At 69.5% G+C, this 17,917-nt stretch carries 17 protein-coding genes; 7 read left to right on the forward strand and 10 right to left on the reverse strand.

What is annotated here, in order from left to right:
* Positions 1-11: 11 nt before the first annotated feature.
* The 6 genes from ACFPJ1_RS38180 to ACFPJ1_RS38205 form a co-directional block, all read right to left on the reverse strand.
* A complete protein-coding gene (locus ACFPJ1_RS38180) occupies positions 12-1,454 on the reverse strand; it encodes a diguanylate cyclase domain-containing protein (RefSeq protein WP_380111208.1) in 1,443 nt (480 codons plus the stop codon).
* A gap of 196 nt (positions 1,455-1,650) precedes the next feature.
* A complete protein-coding gene (locus tag ACFPJ1_RS38185; protein WP_380111209.1) occupies positions 1,651-2,409 on the reverse strand; it encodes a sugar phosphate isomerase/epimerase family protein in 759 nt (252 codons plus the stop codon).
* Positions 2,410-2,488: 79 nt separating this feature from the next.
* Positions 2,489-3,304 carry a sugar phosphate isomerase/epimerase family protein gene (locus ACFPJ1_RS38190; RefSeq protein WP_380111210.1) on the reverse strand — a complete coding sequence of 272 codons (816 nt, stop codon included), beginning with the start codon at positions 3,302-3,304 and terminating at the stop codon, positions 2,489-2,491.
* On the reverse strand, positions 3,301-4,479 hold the full coding sequence (locus ACFPJ1_RS38195) for a dihydrodipicolinate synthase family protein (protein ID WP_380111211.1): 1,179 nt from the start codon (positions 4,477-4,479) through the stop codon (positions 3,301-3,303). Before ACFPJ1_RS38195 ends, ACFPJ1_RS38190 begins: the two co-directional genes overlap by 4 nt.
* Positions 4,476-5,639 carry a Gfo/Idh/MocA family protein gene (locus ACFPJ1_RS38200; protein ID WP_380111212.1) on the reverse strand — a complete coding sequence of 388 codons (1,164 nt, stop codon included), beginning with the start codon at positions 5,637-5,639 and terminating at the stop codon, positions 4,476-4,478. The genes ACFPJ1_RS38195 and ACFPJ1_RS38200 overlap by 4 nt, the downstream gene beginning before the upstream one ends.
* A 73-nt stretch (positions 5,640-5,712) precedes the next feature.
* Positions 5,713-6,453: a cupin domain-containing protein gene (locus ACFPJ1_RS38205; protein ID WP_380111213.1), complete on the reverse strand. Its 741-nt coding sequence runs from the start codon at positions 6,451-6,453 to the stop codon at positions 5,713-5,715.
* A 240-nt stretch (positions 6,454-6,693) separates the two neighbouring features.
* Here ACFPJ1_RS38205 and ACFPJ1_RS38210 point away from each other — a divergent pair, with 240 nt between their 5' ends.
* Positions 6,694-8,154: a threonine/serine exporter family protein gene (locus ACFPJ1_RS38210; protein ID WP_380111214.1), complete on the forward strand. Its 1,461-nt coding sequence runs from the start codon at positions 6,694-6,696 to the stop codon at positions 8,152-8,154.
* A 65-nt stretch (positions 8,155-8,219) separates the two neighbouring features.
* Here the strand turns inward: ACFPJ1_RS38210 and ACFPJ1_RS38215 are convergent, their stop codons facing one another.
* Positions 8,220-9,746 (reverse strand): DUF4185 domain-containing protein, encoded by a 1,527-nt coding sequence (locus tag ACFPJ1_RS38215; RefSeq protein ID WP_380111216.1) that lies wholly within the window; start codon positions 9,744-9,746, stop codon positions 8,220-8,222.
* Positions 9,747-10,039: 293 nt separating this feature from the next.
* Between ACFPJ1_RS38215 and ACFPJ1_RS38220 the strand changes: the two genes are divergently transcribed.
* The 3 genes from ACFPJ1_RS38220 to ACFPJ1_RS38230 all read left to right on the forward strand — a co-directional run bounded on the left by ACFPJ1_RS38220 (position 10,040) and on the right by ACFPJ1_RS38230 (position 12,787).
* A complete protein-coding gene (locus ACFPJ1_RS38220) occupies positions 10,040-11,248 on the forward strand; it encodes a riboflavin synthase (RefSeq protein WP_380111217.1) in 1,209 nt (402 codons plus the stop codon).
* Between the two features lie 149 nt (positions 11,249-11,397).
* Positions 11,398-11,805, forward strand: coding sequence for a cyclic nucleotide-binding domain-containing protein (locus ACFPJ1_RS38225; protein ID WP_380111218.1), 408 nt, complete (start codon positions 11,398-11,400; stop codon positions 11,803-11,805).
* Positions 11,786-12,787: an adenylate/guanylate cyclase domain-containing protein gene (locus ACFPJ1_RS38230; protein WP_380111219.1), complete on the forward strand. Its 1,002-nt coding sequence runs from the start codon at positions 11,786-11,788 to the stop codon at positions 12,785-12,787. The genes ACFPJ1_RS38225 and ACFPJ1_RS38230 overlap by 20 nt, the downstream gene beginning before the upstream one ends.
* 3 nt (positions 12,788-12,790) lie before the next feature.
* Here the strand turns inward: ACFPJ1_RS38230 and ACFPJ1_RS38235 are convergent, their stop codons facing one another.
* Positions 12,791-13,240 (reverse strand): MarR family winged helix-turn-helix transcriptional regulator, encoded by a 450-nt coding sequence (locus tag ACFPJ1_RS38235; protein WP_380111220.1) that lies wholly within the window; start codon positions 13,238-13,240, stop codon positions 12,791-12,793.
* 53 nt (positions 13,241-13,293) lie between these two features.
* On the opposite strand from ACFPJ1_RS38235, the gene ACFPJ1_RS38240 reads away from it, so the two are divergent.
* Positions 13,294-14,313, forward strand: a complete 1,020-nt coding sequence (locus ACFPJ1_RS38240; protein ID WP_380111221.1) for a GNAT family N-acetyltransferase — start codon at positions 13,294-13,296, stop codon at positions 14,311-14,313.
* A 9-nt stretch (positions 14,314-14,322) separates the two neighbouring features.
* Positions 14,323-15,042: a GNAT family N-acetyltransferase gene (locus tag ACFPJ1_RS38245; RefSeq protein ID WP_380111222.1), complete on the forward strand. Its 720-nt coding sequence runs from the start codon at positions 14,323-14,325 to the stop codon at positions 15,040-15,042.
* A 16-nt stretch (positions 15,043-15,058) separates the two neighbouring features.
* On the opposite strand, the gene ACFPJ1_RS38250 is transcribed toward ACFPJ1_RS38245, so the two are convergent.
* The gene (locus ACFPJ1_RS38250; RefSeq protein ID WP_380111223.1) at positions 15,059-16,294 is read right to left on the reverse strand and encodes a DUF1700 domain-containing protein; all 1,236 of its coding nucleotides are present in this window, start codon (positions 16,292-16,294) and stop codon (positions 15,059-15,061) included.
* Positions 16,291-16,617 carry a PadR family transcriptional regulator gene (locus ACFPJ1_RS38255; protein WP_380111224.1) on the reverse strand — a complete coding sequence of 109 codons (327 nt, stop codon included), beginning with the start codon at positions 16,615-16,617 and terminating at the stop codon, positions 16,291-16,293. The genes ACFPJ1_RS38250 and ACFPJ1_RS38255 overlap by 4 nt, the downstream gene beginning before the upstream one ends.
* 195 nt (positions 16,618-16,812) lie before the next feature.
* Here ACFPJ1_RS38255 and ACFPJ1_RS38260 point away from each other — a divergent pair, with 195 nt between their 5' ends.
* Positions 16,813-17,745 (forward strand): helix-turn-helix domain-containing protein, encoded by a 933-nt coding sequence (locus ACFPJ1_RS38260; RefSeq protein ID WP_380111225.1) that lies wholly within the window; start codon positions 16,813-16,815, stop codon positions 17,743-17,745.
* The last annotated feature ends 172 nt before the right edge of the window (positions 17,746-17,917 follow it).

A 17,917-nucleotide genomic window follows, 5' to 3' on the forward strand; every position in this document is an offset into this window, starting at 1 on the left:
GCCGTCGTGGGTCAGCGGCGGTGGTGGCGTTTGGCCTCGTACATGGCGTTGTCGGCGGTGCGGAGGAGTTCGTTGAGGTCGGAGGCGTAGGGGCTGACGATGGCGGTGCCGATGCTGGCGGTGACCGGGACATCGATGCCGTCCAGCGGACGGCCGATGGCCTCGCTGATGCGGCGCGTCAGCACGTCGAGGTCGTCGCCGTCGATGTCCTCGGCCAGGATCGCGAACTCGTCGCCGCCCAGTCGCGCCACGGTGTCGCCGTGCCGGACCTCGGTGAGCAGCCGGTCGGCGATCTCGCGGAGCGCCTTGTCGCCGGTCTCGTGCCCGTACTTGTCGTTGACCTGCTTGAAGTGGTTCAGGTCGCAGAACAGCAGCGCCCCGCGCCGCCCGGTCTGGCGTGACCGCTGCAGTGCCGAGCTGAAGTGGTGCTGCAGCAGCCGCCGGTTGGGCAGGCCGGTGAGCGGGTCGTGCGCGGCGTGGTGCCGCAACTCCCGCTCCTCGTCCTTGCGCGCGGTCACGTCGTCGATCTGGATCAGGATGATCTGCGGCTGATCCTTGCCCTGGTCGACGATCGCGGCGGTGCCGCCCAGCCAGATGTCGTTCCCGTCGGTCCGCCGGAAGGTCCGCTCGAACCGGTACGGGCCCTTGCCGGTGCTGAGGCGCTCGATCTCCCGGTCGGTCTGGTCCGAGTCCTCGTCACGGAGGTAGTCCACGAAGGTGGTCCCGACCAGTTGGCCGGGGGTGTACCCGGTGATCCGGCAGAAGGCGTCGTTGACCCGCAGTACGCGACCTGCTTCCGGGCCGTCGAAGGCGATCGTGGCCATCCCGTTGCCGGCGCCCTCGAAGACGAGCCGGAAGGTGGTCTCGCTGGCCTCCAGCCGGGCCTTCTCGGCGAGCAACTGGTCCGTCAGCCGGGCCTTGTCGATCGCCAGTCCCGCCTGGGTCGCGAAGATCTCCAGCAGTTCGCGGTGGATCGGGCCCGGGCGACGCTGGTCCTCCGGCAGGTCCACCGCGAGCATGCCGACGAGCTCGCCGTTCGGGGAGTACAGCGGCGCGAACAACGCGTCCAGGGGATGCCAGGCGGCGGGATCCTCAGAGACCGGGATCTGCGGCACCCAGCCGATCACCTCGCCCTCGGGCAACCGCTCGTGCGGGACGAACCGGAGCCCGCCCCACTTGTCCGCGATCTCGAACTCGGCGTCGAAGATGTCGGCGGCGCTGACGGTGCCGAGCAGGGCCTCCCTGGCCTCGGGCGACCCCGCGACGGCGATCACCTCGAACTTTCCGTCGGGGTGGCGCAGGTTCAGCACCGCGATGCCGAAGCCGAGGCCGGTGACGACCCCGTCCACCACCGCCTGCAGGGTTTCGGCCAGGCTGCGCCCGGCGCCCATCCGGGCGCTCACCTCGTAGAGACGGCGTACTGCCGTCATCCGCACAGTGGGCTCGTTCTGCACGTGTGTCTCTCCGGCGTCACGGCGATCGGCGGCCTCACGAGGCCCCCGCCGTGGTGAGGGCCTCTTTACAGAGTGACAGATCGAGCCAGCCGGACAACGTTCTCCGGCACCCCGAGGTCGACCGAGTACGCCGGACGGGAGTCGTGTATCTGCTGTCAGTGACGAGAATACGCCTGCCGGTACGGACAGTGAGCGGTCAGTACCTCAGCTCCATCAGCGACCGGTAGCTCGTCCGGGCCGAGACCCAGGGATCCGTCGGCGCGTCGTGCTCGACCAGCCACTGCTCGACGCCGCCCTGCTCGGCCAGCGCGAACATGGCCGGGAAGTCCAGCCGGCCGGCGCCGACGTCCTCCCACGACCCGTCCGCCGCCATGTCCTTGACGTGCAGCGCGGGGAACCGGCCCGGGTGGTCGCGGAAGTAGTCGACCGGGTCCTTACCGCCGTTGACCACCCAGTACAGGTCCAGTTCGAAGCCGAGCAGGTCGGGCTCGACCTCCTCCACCAGGATGTCGAACAGCACCTGGCCGTCGACCTCGGCGAAGTCGTGGCCGTGGTTGTGGAAGAGCAGCTTGAGGCCCGCCTCCCGCGCGGCCTTCCCGGCCAGCGTGAAGGCGGCCGCGGCCTCGCGGAAGCCCTCGACCGTGCGCAGTTCCGTCGGCAGCGAGGGGACGACGATCCACTGGCCGCCCAGCGTCCGTACGTCGGCCAGTGCGCCGTCCCAGTCCTCCGTCAGGCAGTTGTACCCGACGTGCTCGAGCACGATCTTCAGTCCGGCGTCATCGGCGAAGGACCGGATCTCGGCCGCGGAATGCCCGAACCGGCCACTCACCCCGACCGTCCGGTAGCCGATCTCCGCCAGCCGCTTCAGGGTGCCGGGGTAGTCCTCGGCGAGGGGGCCGCGCATGGTGTAGAGGTGCATGCCGATGCCGTCGGCGGGAATGGTCCGGTCGCTCATACGGAGTGCGCTCCTTCGAGTGAGGGATTCTTGTGTCGCTTCGGGGATGCTTCGGTGTGGTGTGGTGAAAGTTATTGCGTCAGGCAACGTGTTCCCGGTAGCGGGCGAGGGCCAGGTCGAACACCTCTTGCCCCGGCGCGTCCCAGAGGTCCTGGTTGAAGATCTCCACCTCGACCGGGCCGTCGTACCCCGCGGCGTCGCAGGCCTCGCGCAGCCGGCGCAGCTCGATCGCGCCGTCGCCCATCATGCCGCGGCCGAGCAGGGTGTCCGCCGGCAGCGGGACCACCCAGTCGCTCACCTGGTACGAGCAGATCCGGTCGCCGGCCCGCTCGATCTGCCGGTACACGTCCGTGTCCCACCACAGGTGGTAGGCGTCGACGATCACGCCGACCTGCGAGGACGGGAACTGCTCGGCCAGGTCGAGCGCCCCGCCGAGGGACGTCACCACGCACCGGTCGGAGCAGAACATCGGGTGCAACGCCTCCACCGCGAGACGCACCCCCCGCTCCTCCGCGTACGGCGCCAGTTCGGCCAGGCCGTCCCGAACCATCGCCCGAGCGCCCTCGAGATCCCGCGATCCGGCCGGCAACCCGCCGCTGACCAGCACGAGGACGTCGGTGCCGAGCGTGGCGGCCTCGTCGATAGCGCGGCGGTTGTCCTCGATCTTGGCCTGCCGCTCGGCCGCGTCCGTCGAGGTGAAGAACCCGCTCCGGCACAGGGAGGAGACCCGCAGCCCCGCGTCGGCGACGAGCTTCGCGGACCGCTCGACGCCGTACTCCTGGATGGGTTCGCGCCACAGCCCGATCCAGGACAGCCCGGCTCCGGCGCTCGCGGCGACGACCTCCTCGAGCGACCAGTACTTGGTGGTCGCCTGGTTCAGGCTGTAGCGGTTCATGCGTCGACCCCGCCCACGACCAGCAGCTTGCGGAAGCGGTCCACCGCGAGCTCCGGGTTCGTCAGTACTCCGGCCGCGTCGGCCAGGCGGAAGGTGTCCGCGAGGTGCGGCAGCGACCGCCCGGTCTGCAGGCCGCCGACCATGCCGAACCCGGGCTGGTGCCCGTTCAGCCAGGCGAGGAAGGCGATCCCGGTCTTGTAGTAGTACGTCGGCGCCGAGAAGATCTGCCGGGCCAGCGGCACGGTCGGCGCGAAGATCTCGTCGTACTGCGCGAGGTTGCCGTCGTCCAGCGCCTTCAACGCGGCCGCCGCGGCCGGGGCGATCGCGGCGAAGATCCCGAGCAGGGCGTCGCTGTACCGCTCGCCGTCACCACGGATCAGCGACGGGTAGTTGAAGTCGTCCCCGGTGTAGAGTCGGACCCCCTCGGGCAGGCGGTTGCGCAGGGCAACTTCCTTCGAGGCGTCGAGCAACGAGACCTTGATGCCGTCCACGTGGGTCGCGTTCTCGTTGATCAACTCGACGACCACATCGGCCGCGGTGTCCATCGAGTCGCTGCCCCAGTAGCCCTCCAGCGCCGGGTCGAACATCGAGCCCAGCCAGTGCAGGATCACCGGTCGCGACGACTGGCTCAACAGCCGGTCGTAGACCTTGCGGTAGTCGCCGGGCGATCCGGCGGCCGCGCACAACGCCCGGCTCGCCATCAGGATCGGCTGCGCGCCGACCTCCTCGGCCACGGCGAGCTGCTCCTCGTATGCCGCGATCACGGCATCGAGCGGATGCACACTGGCCGCGAGTTGATCGGTGCCGACGCCCACCGCGATCCGCTTCGTCGTACCGTCGTCCGCGCGGGTCGGCGCCTCGGCGGCGGAGCGGCGGATCAGGTCCTGGGTGGCGGGCCAGTCCAGCCCCATCCCGCGTTGGGCGGTGTCCATCGCCTCGGCCACGGACAAGCCCAGCGACCACAGATGCCGCCGGAACTCCAGCGTGTGCTCCCAGTCGATCACCGCAGGTGCCCCCGGCGAGTTGTCCGCCAGCGGATCCGGCACCACGTGTGCCGCCGCGAAGGCCAACCGGCTGGTCGCGGGCATGTAGTTGCCGTGGGCAATAGGTTGACCGACGAGCTGGTAGGTCTGCAGACCACCGGCACCGTCGGGAAGGCGCAGGGACAACGTCATGCCTTGTCCTCGAGGTCGAGCGGCGGAACCTCCAGCTTGCGACCCTCGCGCCACGACTGCAGACCGAGCTCCGCGAGCTGGACGCCCTTGGCGCCTTCGACGAAGTCCCAGGTGAAGGGCGCGTCCTCGACCACGTGCCGCAGGAACATCTCCCACTGCACCTTGAAGCCGTTGTCGAACACCTCGTTGTCCGGCACCTCGGCCCACTGGTCGCGGAACGAGTACTCGGCCGGCAGGTCCGGGTTCCAGACCGGCTTCGGGGTGGCGGACCGGTGCTGGGCGTGGCAGTTGCGCAGCCCCGCGACCGCGCTGCCCTCGGTGCCGTCCACCTGGAACTCGACCAGCTCGTCGCGGAACACCCGGGTAGCCCAGGAGGAATTCAGCTGCGCGACGACGCCGCCCTCGAGCTCGAAGATCCCGTATGCCGCGTCCTCGGCGGAGGCGGTGTACGCCTGCCCCTGCTCGTCGTACCGGGTCGGGATGTGGGTGGCACCCTGGCAGTAGACGGACTTGATCGGACCGAAGATCTGGTCCAGCACGTACCGCCAGTGGCAGAACATGTCGACGACGATGCCGCCGCCCTCTTCGCTCTTGTAGTTCCAGGCCGGGCGCTGCGCCTCCTGCCAGTCGCCCTCGAAGACCCAGTAGCCGAACTCGCCGCGGATCGAGAGGATCTTGCCGAAGAAGCCGCCGTCGACCAGCCGCTTCAGCTTGCGCAGGCCGGGCAGCGACAGCTTGTCCTGGACGACGCCGTTCTTCAGGCCGGAGTCCCGGACCAGCCGGGCCAGGTCGACGGCCGCCTCCAGGCCCTCGGCGATCGGCTTCTCGCAGTAGATCGCCTTGCCGGCCTCGACCGCCGCGCGCACGCCCTTCTCCCGGAGCTGGGTGAGCTGGGAGTCGAAGTAGATCTCGACGTCCGGCTCGGCCAGCGCCTCCGACAGGTCGGTGGTCCAGCGGGTCAGCCCGTACTGGTCCGCGATCCGGCGGAGCTTGAGCTCGTTGCGGCCGACCAGGATCGGTTCGGGGATGATCATCGACCCGTCCGCGGCCGGCAGGCCGCCCTGCTCGCGGATCGCCACGATGGAGCGCTCCAGGTGCTGGCGCAGGCCCATCCGGCCGGTGACGCCGTTCATCACGATGCCGACGCGTCGCTCGTTCACTGTGCTGCCTCTCTTCGGCGCATCGTCTGCGCTGGTCCGTTACGGGGCGGTCGAGTCGAGAAATCGGTGCGGCTCATGGGCGGTCGCCTACGTCGTAGACGTCGAGGCGGCCGCACATGCCGTGGCGGCCGAGCTCGGTGGGCGCGGGGATCTGGTGGAGCTCTGCCGTCTGGAGGTGCGGCGCCTTGCCCGCCTCCAGCGCGTCCAGGGCTGCACCCGTCTCGTCAGCCAGCCGGCGGGCCCCTTGCTCCCACCGGCGCCGCCAGTCCCCCAGCTGTGGCCGGACGATCCGGACCGCCGCCTCGTAGAACGCCTCGAGCGCGGCGGGACCGTCAGCGTCGTACGCGGCACGCAGAGAGGCGAACCCCTGCAGCGCGAGGTCGCGCCGGGCCATCGCGGACGGCGTACGGGCTTCACCCTCGCCGGTGAGTGTGGTCGCCTTCAGATAGGTCTCGCGGTCGGCCAGGTGCTCGGGCGGCAACGTCAGTACGGCGTCGCCTGCCTCGGGAAGCCCGGAGTTCGACATCAGGGTCAGGATCTGCAGGCCGCCGCCGTTCACCAGCCGGTGGATCGTGCCGGGGTCGAACCACACCACGGTGCCCGCCTGCAGCGGGGTCTCGGTGAACCCCTTCGGGTTGAGGGTCTGGACCGCGCCGGAGCCGGCGATCACGTAGTACCCCTCGGAGCAGGCCAGGTGCACGTGCGGGGTGCCGCCGGCGAGTCCGTCGGGAGCCTCGATGTCGTACACCTTCAGGAGCGAGATGCCGATGCCGCCGGGCAGTGCCGTCGCCGTGCCGGGGCCGTACTCGCACATGCCAGCCTCCTCGTCCGTTGCCTTGGAAAGGGCTTTCCCAGGCTCGTGACCGCAACCTTAGGTGGGCCTTCACGGTGAGTCAACCTGTTGGGAAAGAAGTCTGGAAAGCGGTTGCACCCCCAACTGTCCGGAGTTGGCCACCATCGCGTCCGGAGTCGGCCGGCACTGTGTCCGGGCCAGCGGATGGGGTACGGCGTACCGACGGGCGTTAGCGTCGTCGCAGGAGACGGAAGGAGCACGGTGGCCCAGCGCGGTGAGCCAGCGAACGAGCGGGTGCAGGACGAGGTGCGGGACGAGCGGCGGGACGCGGCGCGAGACGGGGTGAAGGGCGAGGCGCGGGACGGGGCGCGGGATGAGCAGGTCGAGGTCTATCGCACCCTCGATCTGGCCCTCCGGGTCGGCGAGGTCGTGCTGTCCAGCGGCGCCGGTACGGCGGACGCGACCGCGACCATCCTCGCCGTCACCGCGGCCGGCGGGTTGCGCAGTTGTGAGGTGGACATCACGTTCACCTCGATCGCGATCTCGTACCAGGCCGGGCCGGATGTCGCCCCCGAGACCCACGTGCGCGTCGTCCGCTACCGCGGCCAGGACTTCTCCCGCCTCACCGCCGTCGACCTGCTGGTACGCCGGTTCGCCCGTGGTGACGTGACCCGGGAGGAGGCGAGCCGCGAACTGGCGCGGCTGGTGTCCGCGGGTCCGCCGTTCCCGCGCTGGAGCTCGGTGATCGCCTGGGGTGTGATGGCCGGCGGCGCCACCCTGTTGCTCGGTGGTGGCTGGCTGATCACGCTCGTCGCCTTCGTCACCGCGACGGTGATCGAGCTGAGCAACCGCTGGTTCAGTCGCCAGCGGCTGCCCGCGTTCTACCAGCAGGTGGCCGGGGCGTTCGTCGCCACCGCGGTGGCGCTGATCCTCTATGCGCTGCACGCGCCGGTGAAACCGTCGCTGGTCGTCGCCGCGGGCATCATCATGCTGCTGGCCGGGATCGCCCTCACCGGTGCCGTCCAGGACGCCATCACCGGGTATTACGTGACCGCGGCCGCGCGAAGTCTGGAAGCGATGTTGCTGACCGGCGGGATCATCGCCGGCGTCTCGCTGGGGATCAGCATAGGGATCAAGCTCGGGCTACCGGTGGCGATCGAGGCGCAGACGATCCAGCTGGCCAACCTGCCGATCATGGTCGGCTCGGGAGCGCTGATGGCGGTGGCGTTCGCCTACGCGTCGTACGCGCCGCTGCGGTCGCTGCTGCCGATCGCGATCGTCGGTGCGCTGGGCTCGCTGGCGTTCACGCTGATGACGCGCGCCGAGTTCGGCCCCGCCTGGTCGACCGCCGCCGGCGCCTTCGTGGTCGGTCTCGGCGGCTACTCGTTGGGGCGTCGTTCCGGGGTTCCACCGCTGGTCGTGGTGGTCTCCGGCACTGTGCCGTTGCTGCCCGGACTGACCATCTACAAGGGTTTGTACGAGTTGACGACCCAGGGAAACCTGATTGGCATCGTCACTCTGGTGACCGCCGTGGCGATCGGGATCGCGCTGGCCTCCGGGGTCATCCTCGGCGAGTACGTGGCGCAGCCGATCCGCCGCGAGGCCCGCCGGCTGGAAGACCGCCTGGCCGGCCCACGCCTGGTCGGCCCACGCCGCCCAGTACAGCGGCGCACTCCCCGCTCCCGCTCAAGCACCCGCCGCAAACGCCGAGCCGCAGCCTGACTCAGCGTCGTTCAAGCCGCCGGGTCTGCGGCTGCAGGTCCTGCGTGCCGATGGCTGACGGCGCATCACTCGAGTTCCTCGAGCACCACGTCGTCGAGCTGGAACCAGACGTCCTGGCCGTGCCCGAAGAAGCCCGCGTAGGGCTGGATCAGGGACTCACGCCCGGTCTCGACCTCCACACTGACCTTCGTATACTCCGGATGCGCGCCGCCGGGCTTCTCGGCCAGCACCTTGCCGCGGAGCGTGCGGACTCCCAGCACGGTCTCGGTGTTGTTCTCCGCGGTGCGGACCCAGGCGGACAGCCGGTAGCGGTGATAGGGGCGCACGGCAACATTCTGCTGGAGTTGGTGCGACGCGATCGAGTCGCGCAGGAACGCGTTGTTCGTACCGCTGTGACCGAGGTCGGTCTTGTCGATGCCGCCTTGGCCGTTCAGTTGCCAGGGTGGTGTCGGCGTCGGCCCGGCCTGCGCCTCGAAGCCCGGATCGGTGACCAGGTTGGTCTTGAGCCCGTCGTCGCTGAGCTTGGTGTGCATCAGGAACACGTTGTACGGATCCCACTGCGACATCGTGAAGTAGAGGTCCGGCCCGGACGACCAGGGGTGCATGAAGGTCCCGTAGAGCCCGGGGAAGTCGGCACCCCGGACAACCACCTGCTCGCCGGACCAGGGCCCGGTCAGCGACGCGGACGATCGCAGTACCACCGACGCTCGCTGCTCGTCGAGGTACATCATCAGGTACTTGCCGAGGTAGGCGTTCCACTGCACGGAAACCTCGCTGATCGGCCCGACAGCGATCGGTACTGCGGCGCTGACGCGGCTCGACCAGGCCTTCCCGTCCCAGTAGCGCCAAGCATTCTTCGAGAGCACCTGCTTCTCGGGAACGCGGGCCAGGTGGGCGTTGCCGAACCGCCCGTTCGGCGTACCGATCATGTAGAGGTAACCGCCGTTGCGGACCAGGGCGTTCATCTGGAAGTTGTCGTCCCAGGCCTTGGTGTTCGGCCAGACCGCCTTCGGGTCCTTCGTCCAGGTCTCGCCGTTGTCGTCGGAGTAGGCGAAGCCCGAGTAGTTGGTGAACCAACTGCCCGCCGGTCCCCAGTAGTTGACCGACATGTACTGCACGTACTGCCGCTTGCCGACGGAGATCCCGGCAGTCGGGATGACGGTGTGCTCGTCCCGGTTGACCTTCTTGCAGTCGAGGAACTGCTTGGCGTGGCCCGGCCAGTCCTCGGCCGCGCTGTCCAGCGTCATGCCGTCGGCCAGGTTGCGGTCCAGGCTGCGGAACAGCAGGTTGCACCGCCAGTCGATCGTCGCCGGGTCGCCCGCGCCGCCGCCCGGACCGGTCCAGCCGCTGCCGTAGCTGTCGCCGAAGGCGGTCAGGATCTCGCCGGAGCCGTTGTCCCAGAGGATGCCGAGGTCTGTCGCCTTGAGCTGGAACCGGGCCTCGGTGTCGTTGATGGAGTCGGGCCCGGTGAGCTTCGCGACCTGCTCGGCAGGGGACGGTACGGCGGACGCCTGGGCGACGGGTGGTGGGTTGGCCGGCAGCAGCGCGGCACCGAGCAACAACGGCAGGATCAGGACGAATCGCTTCTGCATGCGCAAACTCCTCGGGGCGGTCCAGCGCGCGGGAAATCGATTTCTCCACACCGTAGCCAGGACCGCCCCCAGGGTCAACGCCTCGGTCGGGTCGCCCGGGCGGGAGGCTGTGCTTTACTGCTGCTGGTGCGATTCCAAGGTGTGGCGGCAGGGAGTGATCCCGGGCCCGCCGGCTTCGTCAGGTCGACGGAGTGACCCGGCAACGACCGGGGCCATGCGGTGATACCCCGCTCCTGCTCGGATCCGCCCGGGTCCCTGGTTGATGATCTCTCTCACCCAGAGGTAGCGAACGCATGTTCACAGGACTTATCGAGACCACCGCCACCGTCGCCGAGGTGCGCGCGGACTCTCTCCGTATCAGCGTCGATCCGGAACTCCCACTGGTTGCCGGCGGCGCCGTCTGCCTGGACGGCGTCCGGCTCACGATGGAGTCGGCAGCCCCGGGCGAACTGGTGGCCACCGTCACCGACGAGACCCGCCGCCGGACCACCCTCGACCGGATCACCGCCGGTACTGCGGTCCACTTCGAGCTGCCCCTGGCAGCCGGTGACCGGATCGACGGTCATCTCGTCCAGGGGCACGTCGACGGCGTCGGCAAGGTCCTCCGGGTCGACGACGAACCCGCGGGACGCCGGCTCTGGATCAAGCCGGGCGACCGGTTGCTGGCCCGGCTGGTGGCGAAGTCCTCGGTCGCGCTGAACGGCGTGAGTCTCACCGTCGCCGAGGTGCTGAAGGATCGGTTCTCCGTGGTCCTGGTGCCGACCACGTTGGCGAAGACGAATCTCGGCAGCCTCGGCGCTGGTGATCGGGTCAACCTCGAGAGCGACCTACTCACCCGGATGGCTCGCGAAGGACACGGGCCCGAGCTGCTCGAGGCGGTCGCTCGCCTGCCTTGGGCGGGCCACCTGAGCGGGCCGGTAGGAGTACAGAAGGTGGTCGCGCAACTGGCGGCCGGTGGTGGCGTGGTGGTCTGGGATCCAACGCTGGAAGGCGAAGCGGACGTGGTCTTCGCCGGCGAGCGGTTCCGGCCGGAGGCGATGACCTTCCTGCTCACGCAGGTCTGTGGGCATACGACGATTCCCTGCGGTGCCGAGGTGTTGAAGCGGCTGGAGATCCCGAGGATGCCCGGCGAAGGGGATCGGCAGGGAACGGCGATGCATGTACCGGTCGACCTGGCGTCGCTGCCGGGCACTGGGGTGAGTGCCGCGGACCGGGCGGCGACGATCCGGCGGCTGGCTGACCCGCACGCCCAGGCCGAAGACTTTCTGAAGCCCGGCCACGTGTTCCCGTTGGCGGCCCGGCCCGGATTGCTGGCCGAGCGGCGTGGCCACACGGAGGCGACCGTTGCGCTGTGTGTCGCGGCCGGGCTGGCGCCGGTCGGCGTGTGCTGTGAGGTGATGCGGCCGGACGGAGTGATGGCGGATGCGGCCGACCTCGAGCAGTTCGCGCTGCGCTGGGACCTGCCGATGATCGACGTGCACGACCTGGCCCGGTGGCTGTGATGAAGGGCTCCGACCTGTACGACGATCCGGTGTTCCTCGCGGGGTAAGCGCCCGGCAGTGACCCTGGACTGAATCAGCCGTTAGAGTTACCGACTGGAAACATCGGCCTGCTATCGCTGGGTCATCCCCGGCGGGCTCGGAGGATCGACGTGGCACTGGGTAGGACGTCCCCGCGGGACCTGCCGCTGTTCGCGGACCTGTCCGGACGGGAGATCAAGGACATCTTCCGCGCCGGTGAGGAGGTCTCGGTGCCGGCCGGCTGGTCGCTCATCCTGGAGCAGACCCCACCTGATGCCGCGTACCTGATCCTCAGCGGTACGGCGGCGGTCCGGGTCAAGGGCGAGCAGATCGCCGAGCTCGGCCCGGGCGACATCGCCGGCGAGGTGGCGGTCCGGCAGAACCGGTTGCGGACCGCAACCGTGACGGCGAAGAGCCGGCTGCAGCTGCTGCACTTCACCCGGGAGAAGTTCGACGACCTGACGGACCGGCTGCCGAACTTCCGCGACGCCATCGACGCGACCATCGCCGAGCGGCGCGGTGACAAGTCCAGCTCCTGACCCGGAGGCGCTGCCCGAGCCGGATCTCGGGGCGCTGCAGAAAGACTTCGAGCAGGCGCTGCTCGGCGGCGAGCGCAAGTTCACCCGGATCGAGGTGTCCGAGCGGGCCGGGGTCTCGAGCGAGCGCGCCGAGCGGATGTGGCGCGCGCTCGGATTCGCCACCGTGCCGGACGACGAGGTCGCCTTCACCGACGGCGATGTCGAGGCGCTCCGGCTGGTCGCGGCGCTGGAGGACGACGGTTTCATCGACCCGGCGGTCGAGTCGTCCTTGGCCCGCAAGCTCGGCCAGACCCAGTCCCGGCTGGCCTCCTGGCAGTCCGCGATGTTCCTCGAGCTGCTGGGTGCCTCGAAGCTGAAGGCGGACGACGCGATCGAGGTCGCGTCATTGTTGCTCCCGGCAATGGAACGGCTGCAGACCTACGTCTGGCGACGGCACCTGGCCGCGGCGGCGGGCCGTGCGGTGGCCGGCTCCGACGAGCTCGCCCGCGGTATCCGGGTCGTCGGCTTCGCGGATATCGTGAGCTTCACCCGGCTGACCAGGCGGCTGTCCGAGCTCGAGCTTGGCCGGCTGATCGAGCGCTTCGAGGGCCTGGCCGCGGATGTGGTCGCGCTGAAGGGCGGCCGGGTGATCAAGTCGATCGGCGACGAGGTCCTCTTCGTCACCGACACCCCTGCGCAGGGCGCGGCCGTCGCCCTGGCCCTGCAGGACAAGATGCGCGAGGCCGGCGACCTGCCCGACCTCCGGATCGGCCTCTCCTACGGCAGCATTCTGATCCGCCTCGGCGACGTGTACGGCGAAGTTGTCAACCTGGCGTCCCGCCTGACCTCGGAGTGCAAGCCCGGCCGCGTCCTGATCGACCGCGAACTCGCCGCCGCCCTGGACGGCCACCCGTCGTACCGGCTGCGCAGGCTCCGCCGGGTCTCAGTCCGCGGCTACCACCACCTCACGCCGTACGCCCTGCAGCGCATCGAAGAGTCCTGAGGCTCAGTCGGGCAGGTCCGCGATACGGGTGGAGATGCGCTCCAGGAGAGCCAGTTCCTCCGGGCTGAGGTGGTCGATGAAGCGGTTCCGGACCGAGTCGAGATGCCCGGGCGCCGCGGCCGCCAGTACTTCGAAGCCGTGGTCGGTGAGGTGGTAGATCGAGCCGCGGGCGTCGGCGGGATCCGGCTCCCGCTCGATCAGGCCGCGAGCCTCCATCCGGGCCGCGTGGTGCGACAGCCGGCTGCGGGACCACTGCATCTTGTCCGCGAAGTCCTTCAGGCCCCAACGCCGGCCGGGCTTTTCCGACAGCGTGCTGAGCACCTCGTAGTCGGCGGTAGAGAGCCCGAGCTGGTTGAGATCCCGCGCGAGGCGGGACGGGACGACGGTCAGCAACCGCCGGACGGCCCGCCAGGCGCGTTCTTCGTCGGTGTCGAGCCATCGGGTCCCGGTCACGCCTTCGATCCTACTTCTTTGACATATCAAAGAACATGGCTAAGCTCTTTGACATGTCAAAGAAAGTACTCGTGGTGGTTGCCAGCACCCGGCCCGGACGGCTCGGTCCGGCGGTGGCGTCGTGGTTCATCCGGGCCACGACCGGTACGGCGATGGACCTGGGCGTCGAGGTGGACGTGGCTGACCTCGCCGAAGTGGGGCTGCCGTTCCTCGACGAGCCGGAGCACCCGGCGACCGGCATCTATCAGCACGAACACACGCGGGCCTGGAGCCGGCGGGTGGCGGCTGCCGATGCCCTCGTGTTCGTGACGAGCGAGTACAACTTCGCGATGCCCGCCACGCTGAAGAACGCCTTCGACTACCTCAGCGCGGAGTGGGCGTGGAAGCCCTGCCTGTTCATCGGCTACGGGAACACCTCGGCCGGGACGCGCGGCGTACAGATGGCTCGTGGTGTCGCCACCTCGCTGCGGATGCTCTCGATCGGTGGCGACATCTTCCTGCGGATCGCGGACGACCTGAGCGACGGAACCGTGATCGAGACGGAGCGGCTGGCGGCTCGCGCGAAGGATGCGTTGACCGAGTTGACCCGGGTCGCCGACGTACTGCGCCCGCTGTACCGGGCCGATCTGGAGATTGTCCCCGCTGTGCCGGGTGACGTGCCGGAGTTGCTGGTGTTGCAGCGGTGCTGCTGGGTGGACGAGGCGATCGTCAACGAGACGCTCGATCTCCCGGCGCTGGTGGAACCCGAGGACGAGGTGCGTGCGGCGTTGCGGGTCTGGACGACCTGGTGCGTGCGATCCGGCGGGCGACTGGTCGGATCTGTTCGCGCCAAGCGGGACGGAGACACCTGGAACATCGGGCGACTGATGGTCGCTCCCGATCAACGTCACAGCGGGCTGGGCCGCCGGCTGCTCAGCTTCGCCGAGAGCCAGGCGCCGGTCGGCGTCACCGAGGCGACGCTCTTCACCGGTGCGCGGAGCGAACGCAACCAGGCGCTCTATCAGAAGGCCGGCTACTCGCTGTTCACCGAGAACGCCCCAGCGGGTGCGGTAGGCCTGAGGAAGCCCCTCTAAGCTGGCCCGGTGCGGGAGGTTTCGACAACAGCTGAACTGATCCGGGTATCCGGCGACGACCCGATGATCATCTGGTCCGGACAAGGAGATCTCGGGCGCTCCGTGAGGGCGTGGCACGACGGGGACGCGGTGGCGGTGGCGTCGCCCGAGCTGTCGAAACGGGATCGCCTGTCGGTCCGCGGCCCGATCGATCGACTGGCTCCGCTCGTCGAGCAGGTGCTTGCCGAGGTCGGGACCACCTTCCGGCCGTTCGGCGACGAACAGGTCATCCGTGAACTGGCCGAGCGCGTGCCGGGGATGACGTTCGCGGCCGCGTTCGGGTGGATGGACACCGCGGAGCTACCGGTGGAGACGACTACGGCCGCTTGGCTCGACGGCGACACCGGGGTCGAGGAACTACTCGCCGAGGCAGCTCCGGGCTCCTACGCCTGGCCCGGACGTCCCGGCGTACTGCGGTGGGCTGCTGCCACGGGCGAGGCCGGGGAGTTGCTGAGCATCGCGGCTGATGCGTGGAGTGCGCCCGAGGTGGGTTTCCTGGCAGGAGTGGCGACGCGGCCGTCAGCGCGAGGGCAAGGGCTGTCGCGCGAGGTGTGCGGGTTCGTCACGGCGGAGCTGGTGAAGCGGCACGGCCGGACCGGGCTGATGGTCGACCGAGACAACGCGCCCGCGATCGCCGTCTACCGCAAACTGGGCTACACGTACCGCGGTGTCGCAGCGGCGCACGTATAGCCCTGGTCTGGTGCCCTCAGCGGGTCGGCGAGATCGTCAGCGTCACACTCGGGCGCGGTGAGCCCGGCGCGGTCGTGCTGGGAGTCGTCGACGGCTTGGTGCTCGTTCCGGCCGACGGTGATGGCTTTGCCGTCGGAGTGGGTGGGCTGGAGACGGGCGCGGCCGGCGGGATGAACGGTGCCTTGTCGCTGTCCTTGCAGTTGTCCGGGCTGGAGTTGCCCTCGGAGTCCGGGAGGATCATCGCCTGCGGGAACTGGTTGCTCTCGGTCGGACGGGTGCCCGTGGGGTCCGTGCCGTAGTACCCGACGCAGTCCCGGATCTCTACGTTGAGCGGTTTGCCGTCCTGGTCGTAGAGCCGGACCTTGACCTGCCGTCCCTGCTCGTCGAACGGGTAGATGTTCCCGATCTTGGTGCCGTCCATCGCCAGGCCGGACGCGTAGGCGTAGTCGGTGCCCGAGCTGCCGCGGTAGCCGTTGTAGCTGCTGCTGAACAGGCCGTAGGCGGAGCCGCCGACGAAGCTGAAGGCCAGCCAGGCGGGCACGATGACCGTGGCGACCACGTTCAGCGGGACGACGTACCAGAGCCAGCGGCGGTCCTGCTGGGTCCGGCGGCCGATCCAGACCGACACCGCGGCGCCGGCCAGGGCGCCGACCACCGCGACCGCACCGGCCCCGAACAGGGCGAAGAACCCGCCACCGCCGACGACGCCGCGCGCCACCCACCAGACCGGCTGGCCGATGCTGACCAGCTCCTGCCGCAGGTTCGGCGGGATCTGGTCGACCAGGTTGCGGATCGAAGCGGCCAGCCGCTGCCCCTGGGCGGTGTCCAGCACGATCCGCGGGTCGTTGCCGCGCAGCGCCCGGACCCCGAGGAAGGCCGCGCCGAAGAGCGTGATCAGGCCGAGCAGGATGAAGACGGGGGAGATCCCTCCGATCACCACCAGGAACGGCCCGACGGTCGCGGCGATCAGTCCCCAGCGCAGGGCGGGCCAGCCGGCCTGGTCGGACGAGGGCTCGGTCCGCGGCGGATACCCGGCCGCCGTGCGGAGCTCATCGGCGTACTGCCTCGGGGTGCCGAGGCGTTCCTGCAGGGCCTCGGCGGTCGGCTCGGCCCCGAACTCGGTGGCGACCTCGGCTAGGTGCCCGCTGACGTCGTCGAGCACGTCCTCGAGCTCACCCGGAGGCAGGTCGCTCAGCTCGGTGCGGACCTGGGCCAAGTACATCGCGACCGCTCCGGTGAGTGTGCTGTTCACGCCGCCTCCTCGATCAGCAGCACCGACATGGTGTCGGCTAAGTGGTTCCACGTCTTGGTGGACTCCGCGAGCAGGTCGCGGCCGATCTTGTTGAGCCCGTAGTACTTGCGGTGCGGCCCTTCCTCGCTGGGCTGCACGTACGACGTCAGCGCGCCGGCCGCGAACAACCGCCGCAGCGTGCCGTACACCGAGGCATCCGCGACGTCCTCGAGCCCTGCAGAGCGCAGCCGGCGGAGTACGTCGTACCCGTAGCCGTCCCCGTCGCGCAGCACGGCCAGAACGGCGAGATCCAGCACGCCTTTGAGCAGTTGGCTCGTGTCCACCGCGGTCCACCTCCGATATCGGCGCACCGCAAGGACCGGACCCCTCAGACCGATCCTCGCGGTGCTCTGCCGACCACACTACTACACATGGCGGAGTACTCCGCCATCCTGTTTTACTCGCGTCGTTGCCGGGCCGCGGGGAGCTGAGCACAATCGATCAAGTCCGGGTGCCGCCGGACGGGGGAGAGTGAGGACATGAACTCCACGGACGTGTTCGCCGCCTTCGTCGAGGTGGTCGCAGAAAGTCTCGACGAGCCGGCCACGAACGGCGCCGACCTGGCGCGCCGGGCCTACCTGTCGCGCTGCCACCTGACCCGGGTGGTCACCGCCGCCATGGGCGAGTCACCGTCGGCCTTCCGGCGCCGGGTGCTGCTCGAGCGGGCGGCGTACCGGCTGCTCGCGGAGGACGTCGGGGTGCTCGACCTCGCGATCGACGCCGGCTACGGCTCGCACGAGGCGTTCACCCGCGCGTTCGGCCGGGCGTACGGGATGTCACCGCGCGAGTGGCGCCGGGAGCCGTCGCGGCGGTTCTTCCTGGCGGCGCCGAGCGGAGTTCACTTCCATCCACCGGCAGGCCTGCGTCTGCCCGCACGGAAAGAGGCGAGAGGAATGGACGTACTGGTCAGGATGGTGGAGCACCACGTCTGGCTCACCGGCGAGTTGATCGAGCGCGGGAGCCGGCTGGACGCGGCGGCGCTGGACCGGCCGATCGAGCTGTCGGTGGAGGGCATCGACGACGACGTTTCGATCCGGTACCTGCTGGACCGGCTGGTCTGGCAGGAGGAGATGTGGCTCGCGTCCGTCGCCGACCGGCCGTTCCAGGTGCCGGACTGCGCGCAGCCGGTCACCACGTCGATCTCCGAACTGCGCAGCCGGCACGCCGACGCGGGGTCGCGGTTCGTTGCCTTGGTCACCGCACTCAACGAAGAGGGCCGTTTCGACGAGAGCTTCGTGGACACCACCTGCGAACCACCGCGGGTGTTCACCTACGGCGGCATGGTCGCGCATGTGCTGACCTTCGCGGCCCACCGCCGTTCGTTGCTGATCGGCGCCTTCTACACCGCCGGAGTCACCGACCTCGGGTTCGGCGACCCGATGCACTTCGTCGCCGACGGAACACCTAGCTAGGAGGTAGCTCACAGCTAGTGCCCTGCGTCGGATGTTCTTCGGCGCTTGCGGCGCCCAGGCACGCACCTCGCGGCACTGGCCAATCATCCACGATGCTCCGCATCGAGGACGCTCGTCCAGCACCGCGATGCACGCACCTGACCACCGCAATCACTCAAACAACATCCGACGC

This window comes from Kribbella qitaiheensis (genome assembly GCF_042657745.1).
Classification (GTDB): Bacteria; Actinomycetota; Actinomycetes; order Propionibacteriales; family Kribbellaceae; genus Kribbella; species Kribbella qitaiheensis.